32 protein-coding genes are annotated in these 24,326 nt (G+C 45.2%); 30 read left to right on the plus strand and 2 right to left on the minus strand.

The annotated features are described in order from the left end of the window. Positions 1-131: 131 nt before the first annotated feature. The 4 genes from tet(40) (at position 132) to IAG03_RS09810 (ending at position 3,555) form a co-directional block, all read left to right on the plus strand. The gene (gene tet(40), locus IAG03_RS09795; RefSeq protein ID WP_249319915.1) at positions 132-1,352 is read left to right on the plus strand and encodes a tetracycline efflux MFS transporter Tet(40); all 1,221 of its coding nucleotides are present in this window, start codon (positions 132-134) and stop codon (positions 1,350-1,352) included. 596 nt (positions 1,353-1,948) lie between these two features. Beyond that, the gene (locus IAG03_RS09800) at positions 1,949-2,461 is read left to right on the plus strand and encodes a sigma-70 family RNA polymerase sigma factor (RefSeq protein WP_000241709.1); all 513 of its coding nucleotides are present in this window, start codon (positions 1,949-1,951) and stop codon (positions 2,459-2,461) included. Positions 2,462-2,555: 94 nt separating this feature from the next. Further along, on the plus strand, positions 2,556-2,981 hold the full coding sequence (locus tag IAG03_RS09805; RefSeq protein ID WP_000323895.1) for an RNA polymerase sigma factor: 426 nt from the start codon (positions 2,556-2,558) through the stop codon (positions 2,979-2,981). 127 nt (positions 2,982-3,108) lie between these two features. After that, positions 3,109-3,555: a GIY-YIG nuclease family protein gene (locus IAG03_RS09810; protein WP_155855613.1), complete on the plus strand. Its 447-nt coding sequence runs from the start codon at positions 3,109-3,111 to the stop codon at positions 3,553-3,555. Between the two features lie 41 nt (positions 3,556-3,596). On the opposite strand, the gene IAG03_RS09815 is transcribed toward IAG03_RS09810, so the two are convergent. Further along, a complete protein-coding gene (locus tag IAG03_RS09815; protein WP_024721678.1) occupies positions 3,597-4,130 on the minus strand; it encodes an ImmA/IrrE family metallo-endopeptidase in 534 nt (177 codons plus the stop codon). A gap of 100 nt (positions 4,131-4,230) precedes the next feature. Next, positions 4,231-4,641 (minus strand): helix-turn-helix domain-containing protein, encoded by a 411-nt coding sequence (locus tag IAG03_RS09820; protein WP_015573052.1) that lies wholly within the window; start codon positions 4,639-4,641, stop codon positions 4,231-4,233. 150 nt (positions 4,642-4,791) lie between these two features. Here IAG03_RS09820 and IAG03_RS09825 point away from each other — a divergent pair, with 150 nt between their 5' ends. The 26 genes from IAG03_RS09825 to IAG03_RS09950 all read left to right on the plus strand — a co-directional run bounded on the left by IAG03_RS09825 (position 4,792) and on the right by IAG03_RS09950 (position 24,324). After that, positions 4,792-6,027, plus strand: coding sequence for a DNA polymerase Y family protein (locus IAG03_RS09825; protein ID WP_015573051.1), 1,236 nt, complete (start codon positions 4,792-4,794; stop codon positions 6,025-6,027). 12 nt (positions 6,028-6,039) lie between these two features. Further along, a complete protein-coding gene (locus IAG03_RS09830) occupies positions 6,040-6,339 on the plus strand; it encodes a hypothetical protein (protein ID WP_024721677.1) in 300 nt (99 codons plus the stop codon). Positions 6,340-6,341: 2 nt separating this feature from the next. Continuing rightward, positions 6,342-6,593 (plus strand): hypothetical protein, encoded by a 252-nt coding sequence (locus IAG03_RS09835; RefSeq protein WP_003525178.1) that lies wholly within the window; start codon positions 6,342-6,344, stop codon positions 6,591-6,593. Positions 6,594-6,612: 19 nt separating this feature from the next. Continuing rightward, positions 6,613-7,344 (plus strand): ImmA/IrrE family metallo-endopeptidase, encoded by a 732-nt coding sequence (locus IAG03_RS09840; protein WP_024721676.1) that lies wholly within the window; start codon positions 6,613-6,615, stop codon positions 7,342-7,344. 438 nt (positions 7,345-7,782) lie between these two features. Continuing rightward, complete coding sequence (locus IAG03_RS09845) at positions 7,783-8,322, plus strand: sigma-70 RNA polymerase sigma factor region 4 domain-containing protein (protein WP_015573050.1); 540 nt, start codon at positions 7,783-7,785, stop codon at positions 8,320-8,322. 100 nt (positions 8,323-8,422) lie between these two features. After that, positions 8,423-9,001, plus strand: coding sequence for a type II toxin-antitoxin system PemK/MazF family toxin (locus IAG03_RS09850; protein WP_024721675.1), 579 nt, complete (start codon positions 8,423-8,425; stop codon positions 8,999-9,001). Next, positions 8,994-9,254 carry a helix-turn-helix domain-containing protein gene (locus IAG03_RS09855; protein ID WP_015573048.1) on the plus strand — a complete coding sequence of 87 codons (261 nt, stop codon included), beginning with the start codon at positions 8,994-8,996 and terminating at the stop codon, positions 9,252-9,254. The genes IAG03_RS09850 and IAG03_RS09855 overlap by 8 nt, the downstream gene beginning before the upstream one ends. A gap of 106 nt (positions 9,255-9,360) precedes the next feature. Then, a complete protein-coding gene (locus IAG03_RS09860; protein WP_015573047.1) occupies positions 9,361-9,612 on the plus strand; it encodes a helix-turn-helix domain-containing protein in 252 nt (83 codons plus the stop codon). Beyond that, the gene (locus IAG03_RS09865; RefSeq protein WP_015573046.1) at positions 9,599-10,300 is read left to right on the plus strand and encodes a helix-turn-helix domain-containing protein; all 702 of its coding nucleotides are present in this window, start codon (positions 9,599-9,601) and stop codon (positions 10,298-10,300) included. Before IAG03_RS09860 ends, IAG03_RS09865 begins: the two co-directional genes overlap by 14 nt. Continuing rightward, positions 10,290-10,496 (plus strand): helix-turn-helix domain-containing protein, encoded by a 207-nt coding sequence (locus IAG03_RS09870; RefSeq protein ID WP_015573045.1) that lies wholly within the window; start codon positions 10,290-10,292, stop codon positions 10,494-10,496. The genes IAG03_RS09865 and IAG03_RS09870 overlap by 11 nt, the downstream gene beginning before the upstream one ends. 12 nt (positions 10,497-10,508) lie before the next feature. After that, positions 10,509-11,972, plus strand: a complete 1,464-nt coding sequence (locus IAG03_RS09875; RefSeq protein WP_015573044.1) for a tyrosine-type recombinase/integrase — start codon at positions 10,509-10,511, stop codon at positions 11,970-11,972. Between the two features lie 960 nt (positions 11,973-12,932). After that, on the plus strand, positions 12,933-13,136 hold the full coding sequence (locus tag IAG03_RS09880) for a hypothetical protein (protein ID WP_249319916.1): 204 nt from the start codon (positions 12,933-12,935) through the stop codon (positions 13,134-13,136). After that, a complete protein-coding gene (locus tag IAG03_RS09885; RefSeq protein WP_009257912.1) occupies positions 13,133-14,062 on the plus strand; it encodes a DUF6017 domain-containing protein in 930 nt (309 codons plus the stop codon). Before IAG03_RS09880 ends, IAG03_RS09885 begins: the two co-directional genes overlap by 4 nt. 6 nt (positions 14,063-14,068) lie before the next feature. After that, a complete protein-coding gene (locus tag IAG03_RS09890; protein WP_117416135.1) occupies positions 14,069-14,896 on the plus strand; it encodes a ParA family protein in 828 nt (275 codons plus the stop codon). Beyond that, positions 14,853-15,779, plus strand: coding sequence for a ParB/RepB/Spo0J family partition protein (locus IAG03_RS09895; RefSeq protein WP_118413318.1), 927 nt, complete (start codon positions 14,853-14,855; stop codon positions 15,777-15,779). Before IAG03_RS09890 ends, IAG03_RS09895 begins: the two co-directional genes overlap by 44 nt. Positions 15,780-15,787: 8 nt before the next feature. Beyond that, positions 15,788-16,315 carry a hypothetical protein gene (locus tag IAG03_RS09900; RefSeq protein ID WP_249319917.1) on the plus strand — a complete coding sequence of 176 codons (528 nt, stop codon included), beginning with the start codon at positions 15,788-15,790 and terminating at the stop codon, positions 16,313-16,315. 54 nt (positions 16,316-16,369) lie between these two features. Beyond that, positions 16,370-17,011: a DUF3846 domain-containing protein gene (locus IAG03_RS09905; RefSeq protein WP_249319918.1), complete on the plus strand. Its 642-nt coding sequence runs from the start codon at positions 16,370-16,372 to the stop codon at positions 17,009-17,011. A gap of 10 nt (positions 17,012-17,021) precedes the next feature. Continuing rightward, a complete protein-coding gene (locus IAG03_RS09910; RefSeq protein ID WP_158359191.1) occupies positions 17,022-17,333 on the plus strand; it encodes a DUF5720 family protein in 312 nt (103 codons plus the stop codon). Between the two features lie 36 nt (positions 17,334-17,369). Continuing rightward, a complete protein-coding gene (locus IAG03_RS09915) occupies positions 17,370-17,852 on the plus strand; it encodes a PcfB family protein (protein ID WP_002304320.1) in 483 nt (160 codons plus the stop codon). Further along, entirely contained in the window at positions 17,852-19,603 is a 1,752-nt protein-coding gene (locus tag IAG03_RS09920; protein ID WP_249319919.1) for a VirD4-like conjugal transfer protein, CD1115 family, read from the plus strand. The genes IAG03_RS09915 and IAG03_RS09920 overlap by 1 nt, the downstream gene beginning before the upstream one ends. 12 nt (positions 19,604-19,615) lie before the next feature. Then, positions 19,616-19,936, plus strand: a complete 321-nt coding sequence (locus IAG03_RS09925; protein WP_002304332.1) for a hypothetical protein — start codon at positions 19,616-19,618, stop codon at positions 19,934-19,936. Positions 19,937-19,941: 5 nt separating this feature from the next. Then, positions 19,942-20,334 carry a helix-turn-helix domain-containing protein gene (locus tag IAG03_RS09930; protein ID WP_002304334.1) on the plus strand — a complete coding sequence of 131 codons (393 nt, stop codon included), beginning with the start codon at positions 19,942-19,944 and terminating at the stop codon, positions 20,332-20,334. 83 nt (positions 20,335-20,417) lie between these two features. Further along, complete coding sequence (locus IAG03_RS09935; protein WP_002576404.1) at positions 20,418-20,633, plus strand: Maff2 family mobile element protein; 216 nt, start codon at positions 20,418-20,420, stop codon at positions 20,631-20,633. 25 nt (positions 20,634-20,658) lie between these two features. Then, positions 20,659-21,525 (plus strand): VirB6/TrbL-like conjugal transfer protein, CD1112 family, encoded by an 867-nt coding sequence (locus tag IAG03_RS09940; RefSeq protein WP_002304374.1) that lies wholly within the window; start codon positions 20,659-20,661, stop codon positions 21,523-21,525. Between the two features lie 17 nt (positions 21,526-21,542). Then, positions 21,543-21,977, plus strand: coding sequence for a PrgI family protein (locus tag IAG03_RS09945; RefSeq protein ID WP_002304375.1), 435 nt, complete (start codon positions 21,543-21,545; stop codon positions 21,975-21,977). Further along, positions 21,937-24,324, plus strand: a complete 2,388-nt coding sequence (locus tag IAG03_RS09950; RefSeq protein WP_002588967.1) for a VirB4-like conjugal transfer ATPase, CD1110 family — start codon at positions 21,937-21,939, stop codon at positions 24,322-24,324. Before IAG03_RS09945 ends, IAG03_RS09950 begins: the two co-directional genes overlap by 41 nt. The last annotated feature ends 2 nt before the right edge of the window (positions 24,325-24,326 follow it).

The following is a 24,326-nucleotide window of genomic DNA, read 5'->3' on the forward strand; positions in this document are numbered from 1 at the left end:
ATTGGTAAATTTATTTGCCAACCCCGCCGCCCGAATAGCCGTATAGATAAGGTTCGGCATATGTTCCACAAGTTAGCTTAACAGCTTGCAAAAGTCATATAAAATGAGATTTGAAAGGAGAATGTAACTTCATGTTTGCTAAAAATTCAAAGGCATATTCTGTCTACCTGCTGTTCCGATTTGTCTGTTCCCTGGCGGTTTCTATGTCCACAGTGCTTTCCATCGTGTACCACCTGGAGGTGGTGCAGCTGGATGCTTTCCAGCTTGTCCTGGTAGGGACGGTTCAGGAGACCTCCTGCTTTCTGTTCGAGATGCCCACCGGTGTGGTGGCGGATTTGTATAGCCGTCGGCGCTCGGTGCTGATTGGAATGTTCCTCTACGGCCTGGGCTTTCTGATGGAGGGTGCGCTACCGTGGTTCGCGACGGTTCTGCTGGCCCAGGTTGTCTGGGGTTGCGGTGATACCTTCATCACCGGCGCTCTGGAGGCGTGGATTGCCTCGGAGGAAGAGGACAAACCCATAGACAAGGTGTTCCTGCGGGGCAGTCAAATGGGGCAAATCGGCGGCGTTCTGGGCGTGGTGCTGGGCACACTGCTGGGAAACATAAACCTGCAAATGCCTGTCATCTTGGGGGGCAGTTTGTGCTTGTTGTTGGGGCTGGTGATGGTTCGCATCATGCCAGAAACCAACTTCTCCCCTGCTATTGAGGAACGGCAGGGCTTGCTTAAAGACTTTGTCTGCCTGTTCAAGCTCAACCTGGGCTTTGTGAAAGGCGCACCTGTGTTGCTGGCGCTCTTAGCAATCACACTATGCGGGGGACTTGCCAGTGAAGGCTTTGACCGGCTCTCCACCGCTCATTTTCTGGATGACACGGTAATACCCGTTATCGGGCCGCTGAACAGCGTCACTTGGTTCGGTGTTATCAGTCTTATCGGCAGCGGCTTAGGTATTCTGGCTTCTCAGTTGCTCATCGCCCGCATGGAGAAAAAAGGGACTGTCAGCCGAACCAGTGTGGTCATGTCCACCAGCGCCGGGTATATCCTGTTCCTGGTTCTCTTCGCGGTGGGGCGGAGCTTTTGGTTCATGTTGTTGGTGTTCCTGCTGGCGGGGCTTATGCGCACCATCAAGGAGCCTGTGCTGGCCGCCTGGATGAACGACCATGTGGATGAGAAAATGCGCGCCACAGTCTTTTCCACCAGCGGACAGCTGGACTCTTTCGGGCAGATCATCGGCGGGCCTATTGTGGGGCTGGTAGCCCAGCAGGTGTCCATACCCTGGGGGCTGGTCTGTACCGCTTTCCTGCTGTTGCCCGCGCTGTTCTTAGTGCCGGTGGCGGGAAAGAAGCGGGATTGATATGGCATAGTTAAGTTTACTGACGAGCGGGAGATTACTTCCGCTCGTCTTCATTTAGTAGCGCAAAATTTGAGGACTCTTTATTTCCTTATTCGGTATAGCGGAGGCGGCTGTCAATTCGACATAATTTTCTTGTGATACTTTACCGTACATGAGCATTTGTTTCGTATTTGAAAGAACAAACTCACCAAATAAAAAAAACGATATTCGGGTGGGTTATTTTGTTATACCCTAAATTACCCTCTGAATTTGTTTTTAAATTTGGAGGGATTTTTTTATGTCCTTTTTTCGGGCAGTTATCTATCTGCTCATACGAAGCAAAATTTATCAATACATAGCATATCAGAGAACGGCAGGAAACCAGTTAAAAAAATTTCTGCCAGTGCAACGGTACTTCTCACCTTGAAAGTAGAAGTACAATCTCCATACAATAGAATTACTATTTCCTATAACCGTAAAGGTCACAGAGCCTTTGCGGTTTTTCTTTTGTCGATTTTTGTTGGAAAGTGCCGTAGGGCTGTTTCTGATATGCGGTGTCGTTCTCCGCCTCTCCATCTGGATTTTTTACATTTCAAAAATTCAGATGGGAGGTATTTATGGTGAAATATGCACCAAGAAAGGTATATATCAGAGAAAGTGGCGGCTATGTGGAATTATCCTACACGGAGTTCTGCCGTTGCAGGGAATCCGACCAGACCTATATGGACAAGCTGTTTATCCCCATTCAAGGCTGTCTGCTTGAAGTCGTGAGGGAGCAATACACAGACTTCTACCGTGACAAGGAACGGTGGCGTTATCTGCAAAAATTAGATACAAAGAATAGACTGCTATCTCTCGACGGATTTACGGACAGCGAGGGGAATCCTCTGGACTTTATCACTGATGAAGCGGTGGACATTGCAGAAACCGTTGTCAATGCGGTCATGGTGGACAGGCTGAAAGCCGCCCTGCCTTTGCTGTCGGATAGTGAACAGGAGCTGATACAGGCAATCTTTTTTGACGGACTTTCCGAGCGTGAAGTCGGGGCGAGGTTGGGCATAACCCAGAGCGTTGTAAACAAACGCAAAGCCAGAATCCTAATAAAACTAAGAAAGATAATAGAAAATTAAAATTTAAGGCGTTCAGCCCCCTTGTTTTTTCCTTTGGGAAGATGAGGGGGCTTTTCTCTGCCCTCTCAATCAATTCTGATTGGAGGAAGTAAGAATGGCATACAACCACGGACGGGAGGACAGGAAATGGCGTATCTGGAAAGAAGCGGAGGAAAAGCTGCTGCGTGAGTGCGGCGTTGATGAAGCGACCATTGAGCAGATACGCATGGCGGACAGGGCAGACTTCAATTCCAACAGGCGGTTTTACCGATGGACGAATGACGTTGCGGAATATCTTGAGGACATGGCAGGCAGGGAGCGGCAGGCGGAAGTGGGTACGGTTGCGGAGTTACTGGAAGAGATTGAGAGCGAAAATCTCTATCAAGTATTAGTCACGGTGGACGGGCGTACCTTGAAAATCGTCCTGCTGAAAATGCAGGGGTATTCCACAAAGGAGATTGCCCCGCTTGTGCATTTGACGACTGGTGCCATCTATGCGAGGTTAGACCATCTGCGGAAGAAGCTGCGGAAAATTTTATAGCTTCTAAAACAGCCTGCCATCCTGCGGGCTACTGGGTGAGGGATGGAAATCCCCTCACTCATTTTTTGCAGGAGGACAACAGGATGGCATACAGGGTTAAGGCATGGGAAGAACCTATGAGTCTATGATGGAGGAACTGGAAGTAATAGAAATTCTTTCTACTGCTTATGATGGTGACGAATTTCCGGGTTATGAGAACATAAGATTGAGTTTTTCACAACTGGAAACGATTATTCGGAATAAACGCAGCGGTTGGCTTGATGCTTTGAGAAATCAAAAAGCAGTTTATCTTATAACTGATACCAGCAACGGAAAAATGTATGTTGGCTCGGCAACTGCTCAGTATGGAATGTTGCTTCAAAGGTGGACTAACTATATAGACAATGGACACGGTGGGAATGTTGAACTTAAACATATTGTTGACACCAAAGGGTTTGATTATATAAAAGCAAATTTTCAGTATTCAGTATTAGAAAACTATAACGCACGAATGGATGATAATTACATACTGAGTCGTGAAAAATGGTGGAAAGATACCCTTTGCACAAGACAATTCGGATATAATAAAAACTGATAAAAATTAGACCGTCAGATCTCATTCGAGACTTGACGGTCTTATATTTTTTTACTGTATTTAAGAAAATCGTTTTGGTGTTCCTGTTTGCGAAGTTGATAGCCTTGTGCAATCAGCGTATCTACTTTCAGAGCAATTAGGTTTATGTCGGAACACATTGCCCGTGCAATCTGCTGAATGTCATAGCCGTTTTCAATGTATTCCAAAATGGTGTCGTCCGGGAGCGAAGCCTGAGAAGCGAAGATATTTGCTTCATACTCCATACGGTTCTCTCTCATATCAAAGATGTTGAACTCTTTGAACCCGCCGACAGCAACCGCTTCTTGCCTGTGGAGAACATCGTGTCCGATTTCGTGCCATAGCACTATCTGTTCCACGACCGGGTGCATACCGTTTTTAAGGAAAACAAAGCGGTTCTTCAGAATGACCTTGTATGCTCCACGCTGCTTTTCAAAATCTCGGTAGATAATATTGATACCAAGCTCTTTTGCGACCTTGTACGGGTCACGAGTACCGCAACGGTCAATGAGCTTGTTGACGATTTTCACAATTTCAGCCGTAGTGTAATACCCCAATCCGGCTCACCTCCCATATTATAGTATATCGGATATTTACCCTATAATAAATTATAAACTATTGTGTGTCCCATATATTGGACTTAGTTCACTGTGAGGATTACTCGTCTTTGCGGTATTTCTTCGGGGTGTATTTTTTATTGTTCTTCTTTGCAATAAGATATGCTTCCTGAATAGCGTCAACCATTTCACGCATATCTTCGTCAGCCATTTCGCCGCCGGCAAACAGACCGGTAACTTCTGCAAGCAACTCCTGAGCCTGTCTTGCCCCTCTGCGTCCGTATTTATCCTCTACATCGGCGATGAAAGCGTCATCCTCAGACAGCAGATAATTCACATTTACATTTAATGCTTCTGCCAGCTTCTTGTATCTTTCCGTTCCTCTCGGACGGGATTTATCATTTTCATAAGAACAAATTACACGTCGGGTTACGCCTATTTTTTCAGCCAATTCATCCTGATTAAGACCGAGTTTAGTCCTCTCTGCTTTGACTTTTTCACCGAATGTCATCTTTGATTTCACTCCTTAAAAGAATATTTACAGTTTAACTTCTCATTTACTCTTGACAAGTACACTTAAACTGCGTATAATAAGAAACAGGAAGTTGAACTACTCATAGTTTACACTAAACTTCCCAAAATGTCAAGGGGGGTTCAAAAAATGTTACGAAGCATACTTCATTGTGATATGAACAACTTCTATGCCAGCGTCGAATGTATGCTCGACCCCGCATTGAAGAAATATCCGATTGCTGTCTGCGGCTCTGTGGAGGAACGACACGGTATCGTGCTTGCAAAGAACTACAAAGCAAAGGCTTTTGATGTGAAAACCGGGGACGCAGTATGGCAGGCTAAACAGAAGTGCAAGGACTTGGTTGTAGTGCCGCCCCATTATGAGGAGTATATCAAATACTCAAAGCTTGCGAGAAGCGTTTATGAGCGATATACCGACCAAGTTGAACCGTATGGTATGGACGAGTGTTGGCTGGATATTAGCGGGACAGAAAGCCTTTTCGGTTCGCCGGAAAAGGTGGCAAATGAAATTCGTGAAACGATGAAGTTTGAACTCGGCTTGACGATTTCTGTGGGTGTTTCCTTTAATAAGATATTTGCGAAGCTCGGCTCGGATATGAAGAAACCGGACGCAGTAACCGTTATACCAAAGGATACATTCAAAGAAAAGATTTGGGGACTTCCTGCCGCTGACCTGCTCGGTGTAGGACGGGCAACCCAGCGAGTGCTTGACAGCTATTGTATTCGTACCATCGGGGATTTAGCGAATAACGACCCTGAGTTCTTACGCAGAAGATTAGGAAAGAACGGAGTAGTTTTATGGAACTATGCCAACGGCAACGACCTTTCCCTTGTTGCCAAGAAAGACTTCGTTTCTCCTATAAAAAGTGTAGGACACGGTATAACAACAGTAGCAGATTTAGAGAAACCGGAGCAGGTGTGGCCCGTGTTTCTCGAATTAACCCAAGACATCGGACACAAGCTCCGTGTTCACGGACTGAGTGCAGAAGGTGTCGCAATACATATTAGAGACAACACGCTCAATACAAGGCAATGGCAGACGAAGATTGCACTTCCTACACAGTCTCCGATGATTATTGCAAAGACCGCTTTTCAGTTGTTTGAAAAAAGATATGGGTGGAATAACCCTATCCGTTCTGTGACAGTACAAGCCATAAATCTTATTCCACAAGACACGCCCCGTCAAATAGATATGTTTATGGACGCCGCAAAGCAGGACAAATTGGAGCGAATGGAAAAGTGTGTTGAAGAAATCAGACGGCGTTTCGGAAAGGACAGCATAAGGAATGGGGTTCTGTGTCAGAACTTGCGGCTACCACCGGAAAAAGCCGAAATCACTATGCCGACAGGTATGGTTGGTTAAGGAGGTCTAAATGTGATTGACGAAAAAGAGGTTACGGCTTATGTTACGATGCCCGACTGCTTTTTGCAGGGGTGCAGCGAAGATATTGTTATCTTTCGTGCGGACGGCGGAAACCATTTTACCGACTACGGTATATATGAGGGAATGTTTCTTTTCTTTGACCGGAAAAAACGCTTTAAGAAAGGAAGGCTTTCCTGTTACATCAATACTGCCGGAGATGACCGACCCAAGTACAGGGTGTCGGATAAGAACATCGACGGATACAAGCACTTGGGAAGATTAGTTTTGACTTTGAGAAATTACGAGGAATAAAAATGGAATCCGAAAGAAGAAAAGTTTATGTTGAAGTAAATGTAACACATAGACCTGATGGAACGGCTCGTCCGAACTTCATCAAGTTTGAGAATGATGAAAAATATGAGATAGACCGTGTAATTCAGAAATGCCGTGCGGCTTCCACCAAAGTCGGAGGAACCGGTATCCGCTACACGGTACAGATTTGCGGCAAGCCCACATTTCTGTTCGACGAAGAAAACGGAAAGTGGTTTGTAGAAGCAAAATCCTAATGGTAGGAGGTTTTGTAACTTGAAACATTTATCGAGATTTGACATCGAAGCGATTGCCGACAAGTATGTTCAGGCATATATGGCACTTCCCGATGTCCGTAACACACAAATATACAGAATTGACCCGGAGCTTCTCTTGGAGAAGGTTCTCGGATTGAATGTCGAATACCAGCACCTATCTTATGACGGTAGTATTCTCGGAATGACCTCATTTACGGAAATGGGTGTTCAGGTATTTGAAGATGATGATAACGAAGCCTTTTTCTTTTTGGATGGAAAAACCGTTCTCGTGGAAAAGGACTTGAACTTTGACAGCAAGCTGAAAGGCAGAAAGAATTTCACCTTAATGCACGAGGGCAGCCATCAGATATTTAAGATGTTGTTCCCGAATGATTACGGTGTGACACAGAAATCTGCCGGAGTACATTATTACAAGGCAAATTCCGAGAGAAATAAGCCTATATCCGATTGGGAGGAATGGCAGGCAAATACGCTTGGAGCTGCTATCCTTCTTCCCGAAAACCTTATAAAGCAGGGAATGTATCTGTTCAGTCTTGGAGAAAAGATTGAGTGTCTGAACAAAATATACTATCCGAGCGTATATAAGAGATTTGATGCACTTGCGGATTTTTTAGGGTGTTCCAAAAAAGCACTTGCTATACGAATGAAACAGCTCGGACTTTTGAAAAAGGAGTATCTTGATAATCCTTTTGATTTGGTTACGGTTTATCCGGAGGTGAGCGAGCTATGAAATCGTTGGAACAAAAGATAATCGTAAGGTGCAAAAACTGTGGCTGGCGTATTTTTGACAAGGTAACAATGACAACAGGCGTGATTGAACTGAAATGTCCGAACTGCCACAGAGTAGTAGAGGTTGACCTATCCCTACGCAAGGGAACAGTCAAGTACAGATTAACAAGAAGTAGTAACAGAGCGAACAATTAAATATCGGACAGATGTACCGAGCCACGAGTCCTTGAGCGAAAGCTCTTGAGTCATCAAATTGCCGGACGCTGAGAATTAAGGGATAGAAATATCCTAATGTTCTTGGTGTCCGGCTTTTTTGTCGCTCCCGAAAGGAGCAAGACCGTGACATATAAGTGGCTGGCGTATATCGCCAAGTATCCGTAATCTCCGAATTTTTGATTTCAACCAAATTCAAAAATTCAAATTTAAGGAGATTACGACAATGACAAAACTTACATTAGAACAACAGGAATTATTATTTGCGAACGACTGCAAGCTCATTAACCTGCGGTATGAATATCACGGCTACACCGGCACGGAGAAATGGGCGATTGTAACAGAACTGGCGGAAGAAGAATTGTGGGTTAAATACCCTGATGTTATCCGTCGGTACACTCCGTTCATTCTGCTTTCTATGGCTCAGGGCGAAGTGATAACGGAGTATCAGAACTACGAAGCAAGAGAGAGAATGAGAAGGCTTCTTTTCGGACACGCATTTGACATCAATGACGGAGAATTTGAAGTGCATCATCCGGAATTGGCAGTCGATACAGACCCAATCGAAGAAATAATGCTGAAAGACAATATTAAGCGACTTCGGGAGGTTTTGTGTTACTTAAGCGAAACACAGAAACGCAGAGTTTTTAAGTATTTCTTCTACAACAAAACACTTGAAAAAATCGCAGATGAAGAAGGAGTCGATTTTACTTCTGTAAGGGAATCGGTAAACAGTGCAATAAAAAAGTTGAGGAAATTTTTCTAAAACACCCCCCAAAAACGCTCTCCCATTTCAAACAAGTGAAGGGGTTAATTCTAATCCGGATATGAATTACCTCAGAATAATCGAAAGCGAGGATTTACATATGAAAGAAAAAGAATTTAAGAATGTCAGATGGGGCGATATTTATTACTGCGACTTGGGGGTTACAAACGGTAGTGTGCAATCGGGAATGAGACCGGTTCTTGTGGTTCAGACAAATCGCTTAAATGAAAGCAGTCCTACGGTCGTTGTAGCCGCTATAACGGCTGTTAAAAAGAAAACGGCAATGAATACTCATATTGAGCTAAACACGGATTGTGGCTTAAAAGAGCCGTCGATGGTAATGCTTGAGCAGCTACGCACCGTGGATAAAGCCACAGAGCTTGATAATTTTGTCGGAAGAATTACCGACGCAGATAAAATCAGCGAAATCAAGCGAGGATTGAAATTTGCAGTCGGTATTCCCGTTAAACCCAAGACAGAGCGTAAAGGCATTGTACTAAGTCTTTGCCCTCGTTGCAGAAGCGAGTTTCAGTCTATCCCTGAAAACATTGTAAAAAGACTTGACCCCTTTCAGGCAGATAAAGAGATGTGCGATAAATGTCAGGTAGGATACGGCTATGACTATATGATTTTCAAAAAGAACCATCATCACGCTAAGGGAGGTGTTGACAATGTTTGAAGATAAGATTGAAGCAATGAACAAACTACCCAACGCTGTTGATGATAGTTCCGGCTTTGAGAAAAGAGTTTATACGGTAGAAGAAATAATGGATATTCTCAGCATTGGAAAGAACACTGCTTATGCTCTCGTCAACTCAGGCGTTTTCCATTTTGTAAAGGTCGGCGGACATTACAGAATTTCCAAGAAGAGCTTTGACCGATGGCTTGATAATATGGACAGCGAAAGCTCCGGTTGTCAATTATGCGATTAAACCAATCGCATAATTAACAAAAACTCCGATTTTCAGTACCATATAGCCAAGTCACTTGGCTATATGGTAGTCAGAGTGGCAAATAAGAAATCGGGGGTAAACGGTAATGCGAAAGAAAATTGAAAAGAGCGATACTCGACTTCCTAATACATTCAGGCAGACTGAACCTGATATACGAGCATACACGGTAGATGATATACAGCACATCTTGAAAGTGAGCAGAACTACCGTCTATGAGCTGCTTAAAAGCAAGAAATTCCATAGCGTTCGTGTCGGAGGTCAATATCGAATATCTAAAAAGAGCTTTGAAAATTGGCTCAATGGCGAGAAAGGAGGTTCTGAAGATGGCATTTGTTAATATGTTCAATGACCGAGTGGAGCAGTTTAATCTCAGAGAGGAAAATGAACGCTTGGCAGAATTGTTCAGCGATGAAAAGCTTCAGGAGGAAGCACAGTGGCAAGCCTATTCTGTCAAGGAAATATCTCGGTTGTTTTCCATTTCCGAAGAAGAAGCACTGAAACTGATGAATTGCGGCTTATTCAAAACATACCGAGTCGGCAACGAATACAGAGCTTCAAAGAAAAGCGTTGAAGAAAATAAGAAAATCGTCAAGGCAGTTCTTACATATCAGGACAAAAAGACAATGTCTGTACCCGACGTAATGAGAATACTCGGTCTTGGAAAGACGGCTACATACCGACTCATCAATCAGTGCCGATTTAAGACCTATTTGGTACTGGGCAAAATGAGAGTTGATGTGGATAGCTTTGAAGATTGGTATGCAGGACAATTCCATTATGAGAAAGTAAACGGCGAAAGACCCGGTAAGAAATACGGCAAAACGCTCTCTCCTCTTACTGTTGCAAAGGTACTCGGCATTCCGAGAAGCACCGCAAATGACCTTATGAACGATGGCATTGTTGAGTTTATATGGGTTGACGGTAAACGCCGAATAAAAAGAGAAAGCTTTGATAAGTGGTACGCTTCGCAAAGTAAATACACTAAAGTTAAGGAAATCGAGGAGGTGGAGGGATATGTCGATTGAGGATAGAGTTCGTGAATTAAACGGCGGTACATATACAAAAAAGAGCTATTCCGTAGAGGAAGTTCAGTCAATCTTGGGTATTACCCGACAGACCGTATATAAGCTCATCAAACAGGGGTGTTTTCAGGCAGTAATGCTCGAAACCGGATACCGCATAATAAAGACCAGCTTTGATAAATGGCTGGATAATGAATAAGGAGGAACGACTATGGCTTCTATTGTAAAGAGAAAGAATCGATATTCCGTCGTTTATACCTACAAAGACGATGACGGAAACCAACATCAAAAATGGGAAACCTTTGATACAAACGCAGACGCTAAAAAGAGAAAAACTCAAATTGAGTTTGAACAGCAAAGCGGTACATTCATCATTCCTAATGCTACGACAGTTGCGGATTTGCTTGAAGAATACTGCTCCGTGTACGGAGTAAATAACTGGGCAATGTCAACCTACCGTTCAAAGAAAGGGCTTATGTATAATTACATCATTCCGCTTATCGGCGATGTGAAACTTGATGAACTGACTCCGAGACTTATGGATAAATTCTATCAAAGCCTTCTGAAAGTTAAGACCAAAGTGGTACAGAATAAAAAGCCTAAAAATGAGTATCTGACCGTACATACCGTAAGAGAAATCCATAAGTTTTTAAGGAGTGCCTTTAATCAGGCGGTAAAATGGGAGTTGATGACAAGAAACCCGGTTCTCAATGCAACGCTCCCGAAAGAGGAACATCAGAAACGAGAAATATGGACAGCAGAAACTCTTATGCACGCTCTTGAAGTGTGCGATGATGATATTCTCGCATTAGCCATCAATTTATCCTTTGCCTGTTCACTCCGTATGGGTGAAATGCTCGGTCTTACTTGGGATTGCATTGATATTTCGGAGGAAAGCCTGAAAGAAAACAACGCTTCCATTTTTGTAGATAAAGAGCTTCAGCGAGTAAACAGAGATGTAATGGAGGTGCTTGATAATAAGGACATTATCCGTGTCTTTCCGAGAACTCTGTCAAATACAAATACCTCCCTTGTTTTGAAAACGCCAAAAACTAAAACAAGTGTGAGAAAAATCTTCTTGCCGTCAACCGTAGCTCAAATGCTGTTAGAGAGAAAAAAGCAGATTGACGAAATGAAAGAGCTTTTCGGTGATGAGTATTTGGATTATGACTTGGTATTCTGCCATTCGTCAGGCAGACCGATGGAAGGTCAGGTAATCAACCGTGCTTTGAAAAAGCTGATACAGGACAACGACTTACCCGATGTGGTATTTCACAGCTTCCGTCACGCAAGTATAACCTACAAGCTGAAATGGAACGGCGGCGATATGAAATCGGTTCAAGGCGACTCAGGACACGCCCGAATGGATATGGTTGCCGATGTTTACAGCCATATAATCGACGAGGACAGGCGATATAACGCACAGAAGTTTGAGGAACAGTTCTACAACGCTAAAGGTCTCAAAAATGCGGAAGAAGGTAAAACTGCTCCAATGCCCAAGTTTGAAACTTCGGTTGAACTCCTTGACCCAATGGCAGAGGTTCAAAAAGAGAGCGAAGTTGAAAAAGAAAAGCCTGCTGAGAACAGTACAGATGAAAACGCCGCCTTGCTCACAAAACTGTTATCAAATCCGGAAACAGCAGCATTATTAAAGGCTTTAGCGAAAACAATTTAGTCATACAAAAAAGGCAATCCGTCAGGGTTGCCTTTTGTAATTCCTGAAAAATCTTGAAATCAAGAAGAAAAACCATTATAATATTTGAACACAGATTATTGATTTGCATAAGAGAATGCGTAAACTTCAAATGCGTTTCCTGTGATTTATGGGCTACAGATTAACTCAATGATGTTTCCCATATTTCTTTGCATTTGCTAATACCCTGCTAAAAGGAAGGCAAAAAACCACGAAAAATTAGCAGGTTTTGGACGAGAATTTACTAACAGTGAAATCCCAGAAAAGCCAGTAAAATCAAGGATTTTCGGGGATTTGTAGGGAGTCAAAAATGCCCCTCGGGGGCTTCTCCTAAGCGTGGGGTCGGAGGTTCAAATCCTCTCTGGGACGCCAGCTAACAACGCCGAAAGCCTTTGTTTTCAAGGGTTTTCGGCTTTTCTTATATAAAAAGCTGCGAAAAAGCTCTTTCACTGTATGGGATAAAATTCTACTCCAAAATTTGATTTTTGACAACCCCTCCAGAATCGAACGGTTGTTATAAGACAAAATCGCCAGCTAATTTTTAGCAGAAAACGGGCTGTTCTTGCTAATGAAAATGCCCTTCCTGCTAATCAGTCCCAAAATCGTGCCAAAAATCCAGCTAATCAAAAAAGGCGGATGTTTTGAGTACCATGCAGTTATAGCAGATAAAATTGAATATCGTTATATACATAGAGCGTCTATTTGCCCCGCATCGGGGATGGATAGGCGCTCTTTTTTTTATGCCCAAAACCATGGGCAAATACAAGAGATGGGAGGTGTTTTATTTGAGCAAGCCTGTTTATGCCGCAGACAAGCCGAGAGACTGTCATTACTGTTACTTCTGGACAAATGGCAGAAAGGGTTGCCGTCTGGGTAGAGATAATTGCTACTACTTAATCTCTTTGCCGCCGAAACCCAAGTCGGAATGTGATGGCTGTCCCTATGGGCGAGATCACCCGTGCATTGGTTGGTGTACGAAGAAGGTTATGCGTGAAGTGGGGCTTCGTTGATATGGATGCGTATGAACAGGAATACCGCTTCTGCTTTTTTGCCCGATGTCCTTATGAAAAGACGGATACGACTTTCCGCAGCATTCCGCTGACAACAGAAAGTTTTCCGCAGAAAGAAGGTAGTGAAGCCGTGTGAGTTTTGATTATTTTTACGGTCAGCAATCCGATCTATTCACATTCTATCGAGTTCCGAAGGTGTTGTTCACGAACGAGAGGTTCTGGAATATTTCTGCCGATGCCAAGATGCTGTATGGCATTTTGCTTGACCGCATGAGCCTGTCTGCCAAGAATGGTTGGATAGATAAAAACGGTCGAGTGTATATCATTTTTACAATCGACGAAGCGAAGATGGCTCTGAACTGTGCTGAACAAAAGGCTATCAAGCTGCTCAGTGAACTTGAGAAGAAAGCAGGATTGATTGAACGCAAGCGTCAGGGTCTGGGAAAGCCCAACCTGATCTATGTGAAGAACTTTATCTCTGCTGTGGATTCACAACTCTTGAATTGTGAAAATCACAATTCTGGAACAATGGAAATCACAACTCAAGAACTTCCGAAATCACAATGTAATAATACTGATATTAAAAATACTGAATTTAGTGATACTGATTCTATCTTTCCTTCCGGAAATGGTGGAATGATGGACGAGAATGACCGGTATCAAGAATACTTTGATTATTTCTCGGATCAGCTCAGTATTGATTTGTTGAAGAAGGATTACCCTTACGATTCTGAAATGCTGGATAACATTCTGGAGTTGATCGTTGAAACAGTTTGCACGAAGCGACCGTTGATTCGCATTGGTGCAGAGGAGCGTCCGGCAGAAATTGTCCGCAGTCGGTTTATGAAACTGAATGTCGAACACATTCGATATGTTATGGACTGCTTCAAGGAAAACACCACAAAGATTAGAAATATCCGTCAGTATATGCTGACTACGATATACAATGCGCCGACGACAATAGACACCTACTACGATGCTCTTGTTCGGCACGATATGTCACACGGATATTTGGAAGGAGGATTTAAGAAATTGAAAATGAAGCGAGAGGAAGGAGAGTGACGAAAAATGTCGAAAAAAGCAACCATCATTGCGGTGGTCAATCAGAAAGGAGGAACCGGCAAGACCACCACCACCGAGAATCTGGGCGTTGGCTTGGCTCTTGAAGGAAAAAAGGTGCTTCTGGTAGACACCGATCCCCAGGCGTCCCTGACGGTCAGTTTGGGCAATCCCTGCCCTGATGATCTGTCTCCGACACTTTCCGATTTGATGGGAAAGATTATGATGGAAAACCCCATTGCTCCCGACGAAGGGATTCTTCATCATCCGGAGGGCGTTGATTTGGTGCCATCCAACATCGAACTCTCAGGTATGGAGGTAGCACTGGTCAATGCCATGAGCCGGGAAACCATTCTCCGGCAATACCTGGATACAGTCAAACAGAATTATGATTACATTCTTCTGGACTGTATGCCGTCTTTGGGTATGCTGACCGTCAATGCGTTGGCAGCTGCCGACAATGTGCTGATACCGGTTCAGGCAGCATACCTTCCTGCAAAGGGTCTGGAACAGCTGCTTGGAACCATCAACAAGGTCAAGAGGCAAATCAACCCGAAACTGAGGATTGAAGGGATTCTTCTGACTATGGTAGACAACCGCACCAACTATTCCAAAGACATCAGCAATCTGATTCGGGAGAGCTATGGAGGAAAGTTGAAGGTTTACAAGACAGACATTCCCCGCTCTGTTCGTGCAGAGGAAATCAGTGCCGAAGGACACAGTATCTTTCAGCACGATCCGAAAGGAAAAGTAGCGGATGCTTACCGAGTTTTGACGAAGGAGGTGTTAAACAATGCAGAGAAAAGGCGCAAACATCAGCTTGAAGGGGTACGATGATATTTTCTCGACCGAGCAATCCAGAGCCGAATCTCAGCAGGAGCGAGTGCAGGAAATTCCGCTTTCTGAGCTACACCCCTTTGAGGGACACCCCTTCCGTGTGGTTGATGATGAAGAAATGATGAAAACTGCGGAGAGCGTCCGAGATTTCGGAGTTCTCACCCCTGCGATTGTCCGTCCTGACCCCGACGGTGGTTATGAAATCGTTTCTGGTCACAGGCGGCACCGGGCATCGGAGCTTGCGGGTAAGGAAACCATGCCTGCGATTGTTCGTGACCTGGACGATGATGCAGCCATTATTTTGATGGTTGATGCGAATTTGCAGAGGGAGAGTATCCTGCCGAGTGAAAGAGCATTTGCTTATAAGATGAAGCTGGATGCGATTAAACATCAAGGTCAACGCACCGATTTAACTTCATCCCAAGTTGGGATGAAGTTGCAGGCAATGGATATAGTCGGTCAGGAGGCAGGAGAAAGCAGAAATCAGGTACACCGTTATATCCGTCTGACCGAACTGATTCCGGAACTGCTGGATATGGTAGATACGGGTCAGATCAAATTCAATCCTGCGGTGGAGCTTTCCTATCTGGCAAGTGAAGAACAGAAGGATTTTCTTTCTGCAATGGATTATGCTCAAGCAGCTCCTTCCCTTTCGCAAGCACAGCGAATTAAAAAGCTCGCACAGGAGGGCGAGTGTACGCTGGATGCGATGTGCGAGATTATGAATGAAATCAAGAAGGGAGAGCTGGACAGAGTAACCTTCAAAACGGATTCGTTGCGAAAATACTTCCCGAAGTCCTATACCAACAAGCAGATGGAGGATAAAATCATTCAGCTTTTGGAGCAATGGCAGAAAAAAAGAGAAAAATCAATGGAAAGGTAAGGTAAAAAATGTTTACACCCAAAAACATTCAGGGCGCTTTGGAAGAACTCTACGACCTTTGCGATCCTGATTATATGGTAGATATGCTCGTAAACTACGGCGAGGAGTTTGATGATATTTCCCCTGCGCTTCTGGCAAAGTCGTTCCAGAAAAATGCCGAGATGGTTTGCGAGTACCGAGTATTGTCCTCTGCTGGCGATGGGATCGACTATCAGGGAACGGTACTTCTGAACAGTAGAGCCGTGAGGCTTCTGTCCTATGTAGAAGATACGAGCGGCAATGAAAAAGTTCGCACGATTCAGAGCAAGGAGCTGTGGTTAGCAGAAGATATGACCTTCTATGTGGTGTCCTGTATGTCCACGATTACGATGGACAAGGAAGAAGCCATTTGTCTTAACGAACACCGCAGCGTAGTTACTACGGTGGAATGTGAGGACGATATTTTCTTCGACATGGGTTCCCTAATTTGCGAACTGGACGATATTTGCTTGTTCGAGCTTTTAGCCGATGTGGATGCGACTATTTATGAACTGTAACAGGTTCATGGATGGTCGCTTTTCTTATTTCCAAAGAAACGGAGGTATCGAAACTTGAAAGAATACGATGTGAAGATTACCGAAACCTTGGAGAAAACGGTTACGGTGCAAGCAGAATCTCACGATGCGGCAGAGGAACAGGTTAGAGCCGCTTATTACAATTCGGAGTACATTCTGGACTCCGAAAACTTTACCGGTGTTGCGTTCGGCACGACCGAGGAACGGGAGGTTCAGAAAGAACAGGCAGATACCATGAATGTGTTGCTGGTAAAGCCGTTCATGTATCCGCAGGCTGTGCAGATCGGCTGTGAGCTGGAGGATTTGCAGAAAGCCGTAGGTGGCGATATTGAGGCGACTTATCCGTTCAATGAGCCGGTTGCACTGGTCATGCACGACGAAGGTAAACTCGTAGGCAAAGAACTGAACCGTGCGCTGCGTGATGATGACGGTGATATTTATGACATTATCGCCGGTGATTTTCTGGTTGTGGGATTGGGCGAGGATGATTTTTGTTCTCTGTCCCCGGAACTGATGAAGCAGTTTGAGGAACACTTTCATCAGCCTGAGACTTTTGTACGCATGGGGCGCAGCATTATGGCGCTTCCCCTGCCGGATGACATGGTGAAGAAAGAAGATGCACCTGTCAAAGCTGATTCGGTTCCCCACAAAAATAACCCTGACCGAGATGTTTTGTAAGGAGGTTCTTATGCAAAGAAATTCGACGATTGGAGAGCTGATGGAGCGCAAGCGGATTCAGGATGGTGCCAAAGAGTACCAGGGACATACCTATATGGACTTGGCACGATTTGATGAAGCCACCAGGCACATGATTATTTTCGATGTGCTGACCGATGAATCGCCTGTCGGTTGGAAAGGCGAAAGAAATCGTCTGTATTTGAGCGATGTGGGTTATCAGAAGGCTCTGGATAACCAGAAAGCTGGCAATATCAAGATTATCAGCCACGCCGCAGTTGCCAAGGGCAATCTGTATTACGACCACAGAGATATGGCACGATAATCTGTTCACTCTACTGCTTGCAGGAGGTGATGAATCATGCAGGAAGAAGTTGAAAACAGGACAGTAAACCTGGCAATCAGCACAACCAAGCTGACAGGGCGCACTATCATTGCCGGTATCCGCAAGTATTTGCAGCACCGGGAAAAAGTGAAGATGAAAAAGGCACGAGACCCTGCCGTTCATGGAAAGCAATCCGTGAAACAGCTTTTGGGACAGAATCAGGGTGCTACGAATGTTGAGATCGACAAAGAGAGTATCCGTGATTTTGAAAAGCTCGCCAAGAAGTATGGCGTGGACTTTGCCGTAAGAAAAGATAAGTCCGTTGATCCTCCCCGGTTTCTTGTTTTTGTCCGTTCTAAAGATGCAGATGCTTTGGATGCAATCTGCAAGGAACATCAGGCAAGGGCATTAACCAAGAATGAAAAGCCGAGCGTTCTGGCGCAGCTGAAGAAGTTCAAGGAAATTGTCGCAGCGATTCCGAAGAAGGTTCGAGAGAAGAAACAGGAGCGTGATCTGTGATGGATAAGAGAAAAATGAAAAAGCTCCTGATTTTGAATTTACCGTATTTTCTGGTAGGGTTGTTCGCTACGAATTTAGGCGAAGCATGGAGATTGGCTGAGGGTGCAGATTCATCTGCGAAAATCCTCAGCTTTTTTCATGCCCTTCCGATAGCCCTGAACAATCCGCTGCCCAGCTTTCACCCGTTGGATTTGCTGATTGGCATTTTCTGCGGCGCAGGACTTCGGCTGGCTGTCTATCTAAAAGGCAAAAACGCAAAGAAATACCGACACAATGTTGAGTACGGTTCTGCTCGTTGGGGAACGGCAAAAGATATTGAGCCGTTTATTGCACCAAAGTTCGAGGACAATGTGATCCTGACGAAAACGGAGCGGCTGATGATGAGCAATCGCCCGAAGAATCCTGCCAATGCCAGAAATAAGAATGTTCTGATTATCGGCGGTTCGGGTTCCGGTAAAACTCGCTTTTGGTTGAAGCCAAACCTTCTCCAGATGCACAGTTCCTATGTGGTCACTGACCCGAAAGGCAGCATCGTGATTGAGTGCGGCAACGCCCTTTTGAAGCATGGCTACACCATCAAGATTTTCAACACCATCAACTTTCAGAAGTCGATGCACTATAACCCATTTGCCTATATCCATTCAGAAAAAGACATTCTGAAACTGGTGACAACGCTGATTGCCAACACAAAGGGTGATGGAAAAGCCGGTGATGAGTTCTGGACGAAGGCGGAAACGCTGCTCTACTGTGCCTTGATCGGATATATCCACTATGAAGCTCCGGTTGAGGAACAGAATTTCTCCACCCTGATTGAGTTCCTGAACGCAATGGAGGTGCGGGAAGATGATGAGGAGTTCCAGAACCCGGTGGATCTGATGTTTGAAGCCCTGGAAAAGAAAAAGCCGAATCACTTTGCAGTCCGTCAGTATAAAAAATACAAGCTGGCTGCCGGCAAGACCGCTAAGTCGATTTTGATTTCCTGCGGCGCTCGTCTGGCTCCTTTTGATATTCAGGAGGTCAGAGATGTGACTGCCTATGACGAGTTGCAGTTGGATACTCTCGGAGATAAGAAAACGGCGCTCTTTCTGATTATGTCAGATACGGATGCGACGTTTAATTTTTTGATCTCCATGATTTACACACAGCTGTTCAACTTGTTGTGCGAGAAAGCAGATGATGTGTACGGCGGCAGACTGCCGGTTCATGTGCGCTGCTTGATTGATGAGATGGCAAACATCGGTCAGATTCCCAATCTGGAAAAACTGGTAGCGACAATCCGAAGCCGTGAAATATCGGCTTGCCTTGTTCTCCAGGCACAATCACAGCTGAAAGCCATTTATAAAGACAATGCCGATACCATCATCGGCAACATGGATTCCCGAATTTTCCTGGGTGGTTCTGAGCCAACCACGCTCAAAGAACTGAATCAGGCATTGGGAAAAGAAACTATCGACACCTACAACACCTCCAACACCAGAGGTAACAGCCCGTCTTACGGCTTGAATTATCAGAAGTTAGGCAAAGACCTTGCGAGCGTAGATGAGCTTGCGGTTCTGGATGGCAGCAAGTGTATTTTGCAGTTGCGTGGTGTCAGACCGTTTCTTTCTGACAAGTACGATCTGACGCAGCACCCCAATTATAAGTACACATCAGACTTTGATAAGAGAAATGAGTTCAACATTGAGCAGTTTCTGAGTCGAAGGTTGAAGCTCAAGGCAGGTGATGAGTTTGTGGTAGTCGATGCGGATTAAGGAGGTTTCTGTTTGGAAAATCTGAAAACGGTATCTGCCCTGGTTAAGAACATCTTGGAACACGACCACAAGGCAAGAAATACCGACAATCATTTGTACCTGATGGTACTGGAACACTATTCCGGTCTGCGTGGCATCGACATTCATGCCATGACGGTTCCTGTGTTTTTGAAGGAACTGGATAGACGCAGCTTTCCGGGGTTTGAAACTGTCCGCAGAAGCAGACAGAAAGTGCAGGCAACCTACCCTGACCTTGCTCCCAGTGAAGCCGTAGGCAAGCGCAGAGCAAAAAATGAGGTTGTATATCGAGAATTTGCAGAAAGCGAGGTGTAAAAAAAATGACTTGGTGGATCACGGATACCTCTATTGGGCAGCGATTGAAGTTCGTTAGACGATTTCGCCGCCTTACCCAGAAAGAGCTTGGACTCCTGATGGGGTATTCCGAGAAAACAGCGGATGTCCGTATTGCTCAGTATGAGAAAAACGCTCGAACCCCTAATGCAGAAACCACAGCGAAACTCGCAGAGGTTCTGAAGGTTTCACCTGTCGTTTTTTCACCGACAATCTGTGCTTCTCGTGAAGATTTGTTGCAGTCAATGTATTGGCTGTTTCTTATGAAAGGTGGTGGTGATATATATGATTGTGAAACTGAATATGCAAGAAGCAGAATGGAACAGAAACTTGGCGTGATAACCGTCGAGGAGTTCCTTGAAAAGATTCTCGTAAACTAAGCCTTCCGTCCGGTTTTGATGCCGGTAGTACGGAGGGCTTTTTCTATTCTCAAAACAATTTCAAATTTTAGGAGGAAAATATTATGGCATTTTTCAATAGCGCAGTAACCGTTCTTCAGACTCTCGTTATCGCTCTGGGCGCAGGTCTTGGCATCTGGGGTGCAATCAATCTGCTTGAGGGCTACGGCAACGATAACCCCGGCGCAAAGTCCCAGGGCATGAAGCAGCTCATGGCTGGCGGCGGTGTTGCCCTCATCGGCACCACCCTTGTACCTCTGCTCTCCGGACTGTTCGGTTAATCACAAAACAAGGAGGTAATCGCCTTTGGACAGCATACTCCAACAGATCACAGACTGGCTGAAAGAAATGCTCGTTTCAGCTATTATGGGAAATCTGTCGGGGATGTTTGAGTCCGTCAACAACCAGGTTGGCGAGATAGCAACCTCCGTTGGCATGACCCCGGCGAATTTTTCGCCGGGTGTCTTTGCCATGGTACGAAACATCTCCGAGTCAGTGATTATCCCAATCGCAGGCTTGATTCTGACCTTCATTGCCTGTTATGAGCTAATTCAGATGATTATTGACCACAACAATCTGGCAAATTTTGAAACCTGGATCTTCTTCAAATGGGTGTTCAAGACTTTTGTTGCGGTCATGTTAATCACAAACACATTCAATATCACGATGGCTGTGTTTGATGTGACACAGCACGTTATAAACGCAAGCGCCGGTATCATATCCGGAAATACTGCCATAGATGCTTCGGCATTGGAAACAATGGAAGAAACGCTGATGGCAATGGATTTGGGTCCTTTGCTCGGCTTGTTCCTGCAATCCTTTATCGTGCAGGTCACGATGTCCGCTTTGGCAATCATCATCTTTGTGATCGTCTACGGTCGAATGATTGAAATTTATCTGATGGTCAGCCTTGCCCCGATTCCGCTTTCCACTTTTGGAAACAGAGAACAGAGCAATATCGGACAGAATTATCTGCGTTCGCTGTTTGCAATCGGATTCCAGGGATTCCTGATTATGATCTGCGTGGGCATTTATGCGGTGCTGATTCAGTCTATCGCATTCAGTGATGACATCATCGGTTCTATCTGGGGTGTTATGGGCTACACCGTCCTTTTGTGCTTCACCCTGTTTAAGACTGGTTCGCTTGCGAAGGGTGTATTCAGCGCTCACTAAGGGAAGGAGGAAATTGTTTGGCAGCGTATATTCCCGTACCTCGTGACCTGACGAGGGTAAAAACAAAAGTGTTCTTCAATCTGACGAAACGGCAGTTACTTTGCTTTGGTGCGGCGGCGCTCATCGGAGTGCCGATTTTCTTTCTGGTCAAAGCAACCGGAAATGTGAGCCTTGCAGCACTGTCCATGATGATCGTCATGTTACCGTTGTTCTTTCTGGCAATGTATGAAAAGGATAGTCAGCCGTTGGAAGTGGTTGTAGAACACTTCATTCAGACCAAATTCGTTCGTCCCAAGGTTCGCCCTTATCAGACGGACAACTATTATGACGCTTTGATGCGTCAGTACAAACTGGAAAAGGAGGTTGAACGAATTGTTTTTCAAAAAGAAGCCACAGGCAAGAAACATCAAAATGCCTGCAAATCTGAATCGGAAGCAGCAGCGAGAAATTAAAGCTGTTGTGGAACGGGCAAAGAAGGACAACGGTATTCCGCAGACTGCACAGCAGTCCATTCCCTTTCAGAGAATGTTCCCGGATGGCATCTGCCGTGTCACTGACAGTTATTACACCAAGACCATTCAGTTTCAGGACATCAACTATCAGCTGGCACAGCAGGAAGATAAGACTGCCATCTTCGATGAGTGGTGCAGTTTCCTGAATTTCTTTGACAGCTCCATTCACTTTGAGCTTTCCTTTATGAACCTGAGTACCGATGCTGAAAGCTTTGAAAAGAGTATCCGTATCCCGTTCAAGAAGGACAGCTTCAATCCCGTCCGTGCCGAGTATAGCCAGATGCTGAAAAAGCAGTTGGCGCAGGGCAACAACGGCTTGACCAAAACCAAGTACCTGACATTCGGCATTGAAGCCGAATCCATGCGGCAGGCAAAGCCGAGACTCAACCATATCGAAAACGATCTGCTCAATAACTTTCGGCGTTTGGGTGTCATTGCCACTACCATGAACGGCAAAGAGCGGCTGCATCTGATGCACTCTATGTTCCACATGGGTGATAATGATAAGTTCTTCTTCGATTGGAAGTATCTTGTGGAATCCGGGCTGTCCGTAAAGGACTTCATTGCTCCGACGGCGTTTGCCTTTAAGACCAACCGCACCTTCCAGATGGGCAGTATCTTCGGTTCGATGTCTTATCTGGCAATTACGGCATCAGACCTGTCTGATCGTATGCTGGCGGATTTTCTGGATATGGAATCCACGCAGATCGTGACCATGCACATCCAGTCGGTTGACCAGACTGCGGCGATTAAGACCATCAAGAGAATCATCACCGAGCTTGACCGTTCCAAAATCGAGGAACAGAAAAAGGCTGTGCGTTCTGGCTATGACATGGACATTATCCCATCTGACCTTGCTACCTATGGTAAAGATGCGAAGTCACTTCTGAAAGAATTGCAGAGCCAGAATGAGCGAATGTTCATGGTGACATTTCTGGTGCTGAACACCGGGCGCACCGAGCAGGAACTGGAGAACAATGTGTTCCAGGCACAGAGCATCGCCCAGAAGCATAACTGCAATCTGCGTCGTTTGGATTTTCAGCAGGAATCCGGACTGATGAGCAGCCTGCCTTTGGCACAAAACCTGATTGAGATTCGTCGTGGCCTGACTACCAGTTCCACGGCTATTTTTGTGCCTTTCACCACGCAGGAGCTGTTCCAGAATGGTGGAGAAACGCTCTATTACGGGCTGAATGCTCTGTCGAACAACCTTATCATGGTGGACAGAAAGAAGCTCAAGAACCCCAACGGACTGATTCTGGGTACTCCCGGTTCCGGTAAATCCTTTTCCGCAAAGCGTGAAATCACCAATGCGTTCCTGGTTACGGATGACGATATTATCATCTGCGACCCCGAAGCGGAATATGCGGCTCTGGTTCACAAGTTCAATGGTCAGGTGGTAAAAATCAGCTCCTCCAGTACCAACTATATCAACCCTATGGACATCAACCTGAACTACTCTGAGGATGACAACCCGGTAGCACTGAAAGCTGATTTTATCCTGTCCCTCTGTGAGTTGATTATGGGCAGTAAGGATGGCTTGCAGCCTATCGAAAAGACGGTTATCGACCGTTGTGTGCATCAGATTTACCAGAGATATTTCGACAATCCTGCCCCTGAGAATATGCCGATCCTTGAGGATTTGTATGATGCCCTTCTGAAACAGGACGAAAAGGAAGCCCACCATGTAGCGACCGCCTTGGAAATCTATGTTAAGGGTTCTCTGAAACTGTTTAACAACAGAACCAATGTGGATATTCAGAATCGTCTGGTGTGCTTCGACATTAAGGAGCTGGGCAATCAGCTGAAAAAAATCGGTATGCTGATCGTTCAGGATCAGGTCTGGGGGCGTGTAACTGCCAACCGTTCTGCCGGTAAATCGACCAGATATTATATTGACGAGTTCCATCTGCTTCTGAAGGAAGAACAGACGGCAACCTATTCCGTAGAAATCTGGAAGCGATTCCGTAAATGGGGCGGCTTGCCGACCGGTATTACTCAGAATGTCAAAGACCTGCTTCGTTCCCCGGAGATTGCCAACATCCTCGAAAACTCTGATTTCATCTATATGCTGAATCAGGCAAGCGATGACCGAAGTATTCTGGCACAGCGGTTGAACATTTCGCCGCATCAGCTGTCCTATGTAACCAACTCCGGTGAGGGCGAAGGACTTCTGTTCTATGGCAATGTGATTCTGCCGTTCATTGACCGATTCCCGACAGATCTGGAACTGTATCGCATTATGACCACGAAGTTAAACGAGGTGGCACAGGAAAAGGAGGCGTAATG

Origin of the sequence: Yeguia hominis, assembly GCF_014384705.1 — a bacterium.
Lineage (GTDB): Bacteria > Bacillota > Clostridia > Oscillospirales > Acutalibacteraceae > Yeguia > Yeguia hominis.

What these genes read in the sequence shown, in the direction of transcription:
- IAG03_RS09825 (WP_015573051.1), top strand. Translation starts at nt 4,792, where the DNA reads ATGTTACGAAGCATACTTCATTGTGATATGAACAACTTCTATGCCAGC.
- IAG03_RS09865 (WP_015573046.1), top strand. Translation starts at nt 9,599, where the DNA reads ATGGCATTTGTTAATATGTTCAATGACCGAGTGGAGCAGTTTAATCTC.
- IAG03_RS09875 (WP_015573044.1), top strand. Translation starts at nt 10,509, where the DNA reads ATGGCTTCTATTGTAAAGAGAAAGAATCGATATTCCGTCGTTTATACC.
- IAG03_RS09810 (WP_155855613.1), top strand. Translation starts at nt 3,109, where the DNA reads ATGGAGGAACTGGAAGTAATAGAAATTCTTTCTACTGCTTATGATGGT.
- IAG03_RS09910 (WP_158359191.1), top strand. Translation starts at nt 17,022, where the DNA reads ATGCAAAGAAATTCGACGATTGGAGAGCTGATGGAGCGCAAGCGGATT.
- IAG03_RS09935 (WP_002576404.1), top strand. Translation starts at nt 20,418, where the DNA reads ATGGCATTTTTCAATAGCGCAGTAACCGTTCTTCAGACTCTCGTTATC.
- IAG03_RS09920 (WP_249319919.1), top strand. Translation starts at nt 17,852, where the DNA reads ATGGATAAGAGAAAAATGAAAAAGCTCCTGATTTTGAATTTACCGTAT.
- IAG03_RS09835 (WP_003525178.1), top strand. Translation starts at nt 6,342, where the DNA reads ATGGAATCCGAAAGAAGAAAAGTTTATGTTGAAGTAAATGTAACACAT.
- IAG03_RS09890 (WP_117416135.1), top strand. Translation starts at nt 14,069, where the DNA reads ATGTCGAAAAAAGCAACCATCATTGCGGTGGTCAATCAGAAAGGAGGA.
- IAG03_RS09895 (WP_118413318.1), top strand. Translation starts at nt 14,853, where the DNA reads ATGCAGAGAAAAGGCGCAAACATCAGCTTGAAGGGGTACGATGATATT.
- IAG03_RS09950 (WP_002588967.1), top strand. Translation starts at nt 21,937, where the DNA reads ATGCCTGCAAATCTGAATCGGAAGCAGCAGCGAGAAATTAAAGCTGTT.
- IAG03_RS09820 (WP_015573052.1), bottom strand. Translation starts at nt 4,641, where the DNA reads ATGACATTCGGTGAAAAAGTCAAAGCAGAGAGGACTAAACTCGGTCTT.
- IAG03_RS09800 (WP_000241709.1), top strand. Translation starts at nt 1,949, where the DNA reads ATGGTGAAATATGCACCAAGAAAGGTATATATCAGAGAAAGTGGCGGC.
- IAG03_RS09845 (WP_015573050.1), top strand. Translation starts at nt 7,783, where the DNA reads ATGACAAAACTTACATTAGAACAACAGGAATTATTATTTGCGAACGAC.
- IAG03_RS09870 (WP_015573045.1), top strand. Translation starts at nt 10,290, where the DNA reads ATGTCGATTGAGGATAGAGTTCGTGAATTAAACGGCGGTACATATACA.
- IAG03_RS09850 (WP_024721675.1), top strand. Translation starts at nt 8,423, where the DNA reads ATGAAAGAAAAAGAATTTAAGAATGTCAGATGGGGCGATATTTATTAC.
- IAG03_RS09855 (WP_015573048.1), top strand. Translation starts at nt 8,994, where the DNA reads ATGTTTGAAGATAAGATTGAAGCAATGAACAAACTACCCAACGCTGTT.
- IAG03_RS09900 (WP_249319917.1), top strand. Translation starts at nt 15,788, where the DNA reads ATGTTTACACCCAAAAACATTCAGGGCGCTTTGGAAGAACTCTACGAC.
- IAG03_RS09915 (WP_002304320.1), top strand. Translation starts at nt 17,370, where the DNA reads ATGCAGGAAGAAGTTGAAAACAGGACAGTAAACCTGGCAATCAGCACA.
- IAG03_RS09805 (WP_000323895.1), top strand. Translation starts at nt 2,556, where the DNA reads ATGGCATACAACCACGGACGGGAGGACAGGAAATGGCGTATCTGGAAA.
- IAG03_RS09860 (WP_015573047.1), top strand. Translation starts at nt 9,361, where the DNA reads ATGCGAAAGAAAATTGAAAAGAGCGATACTCGACTTCCTAATACATTC.
- IAG03_RS09880 (WP_249319916.1), top strand. Translation starts at nt 12,933, where the DNA reads ATGGGCGAGATCACCCGTGCATTGGTTGGTGTACGAAGAAGGTTATGC.
- IAG03_RS09930 (WP_002304334.1), top strand. Translation starts at nt 19,942, where the DNA reads ATGACTTGGTGGATCACGGATACCTCTATTGGGCAGCGATTGAAGTTC.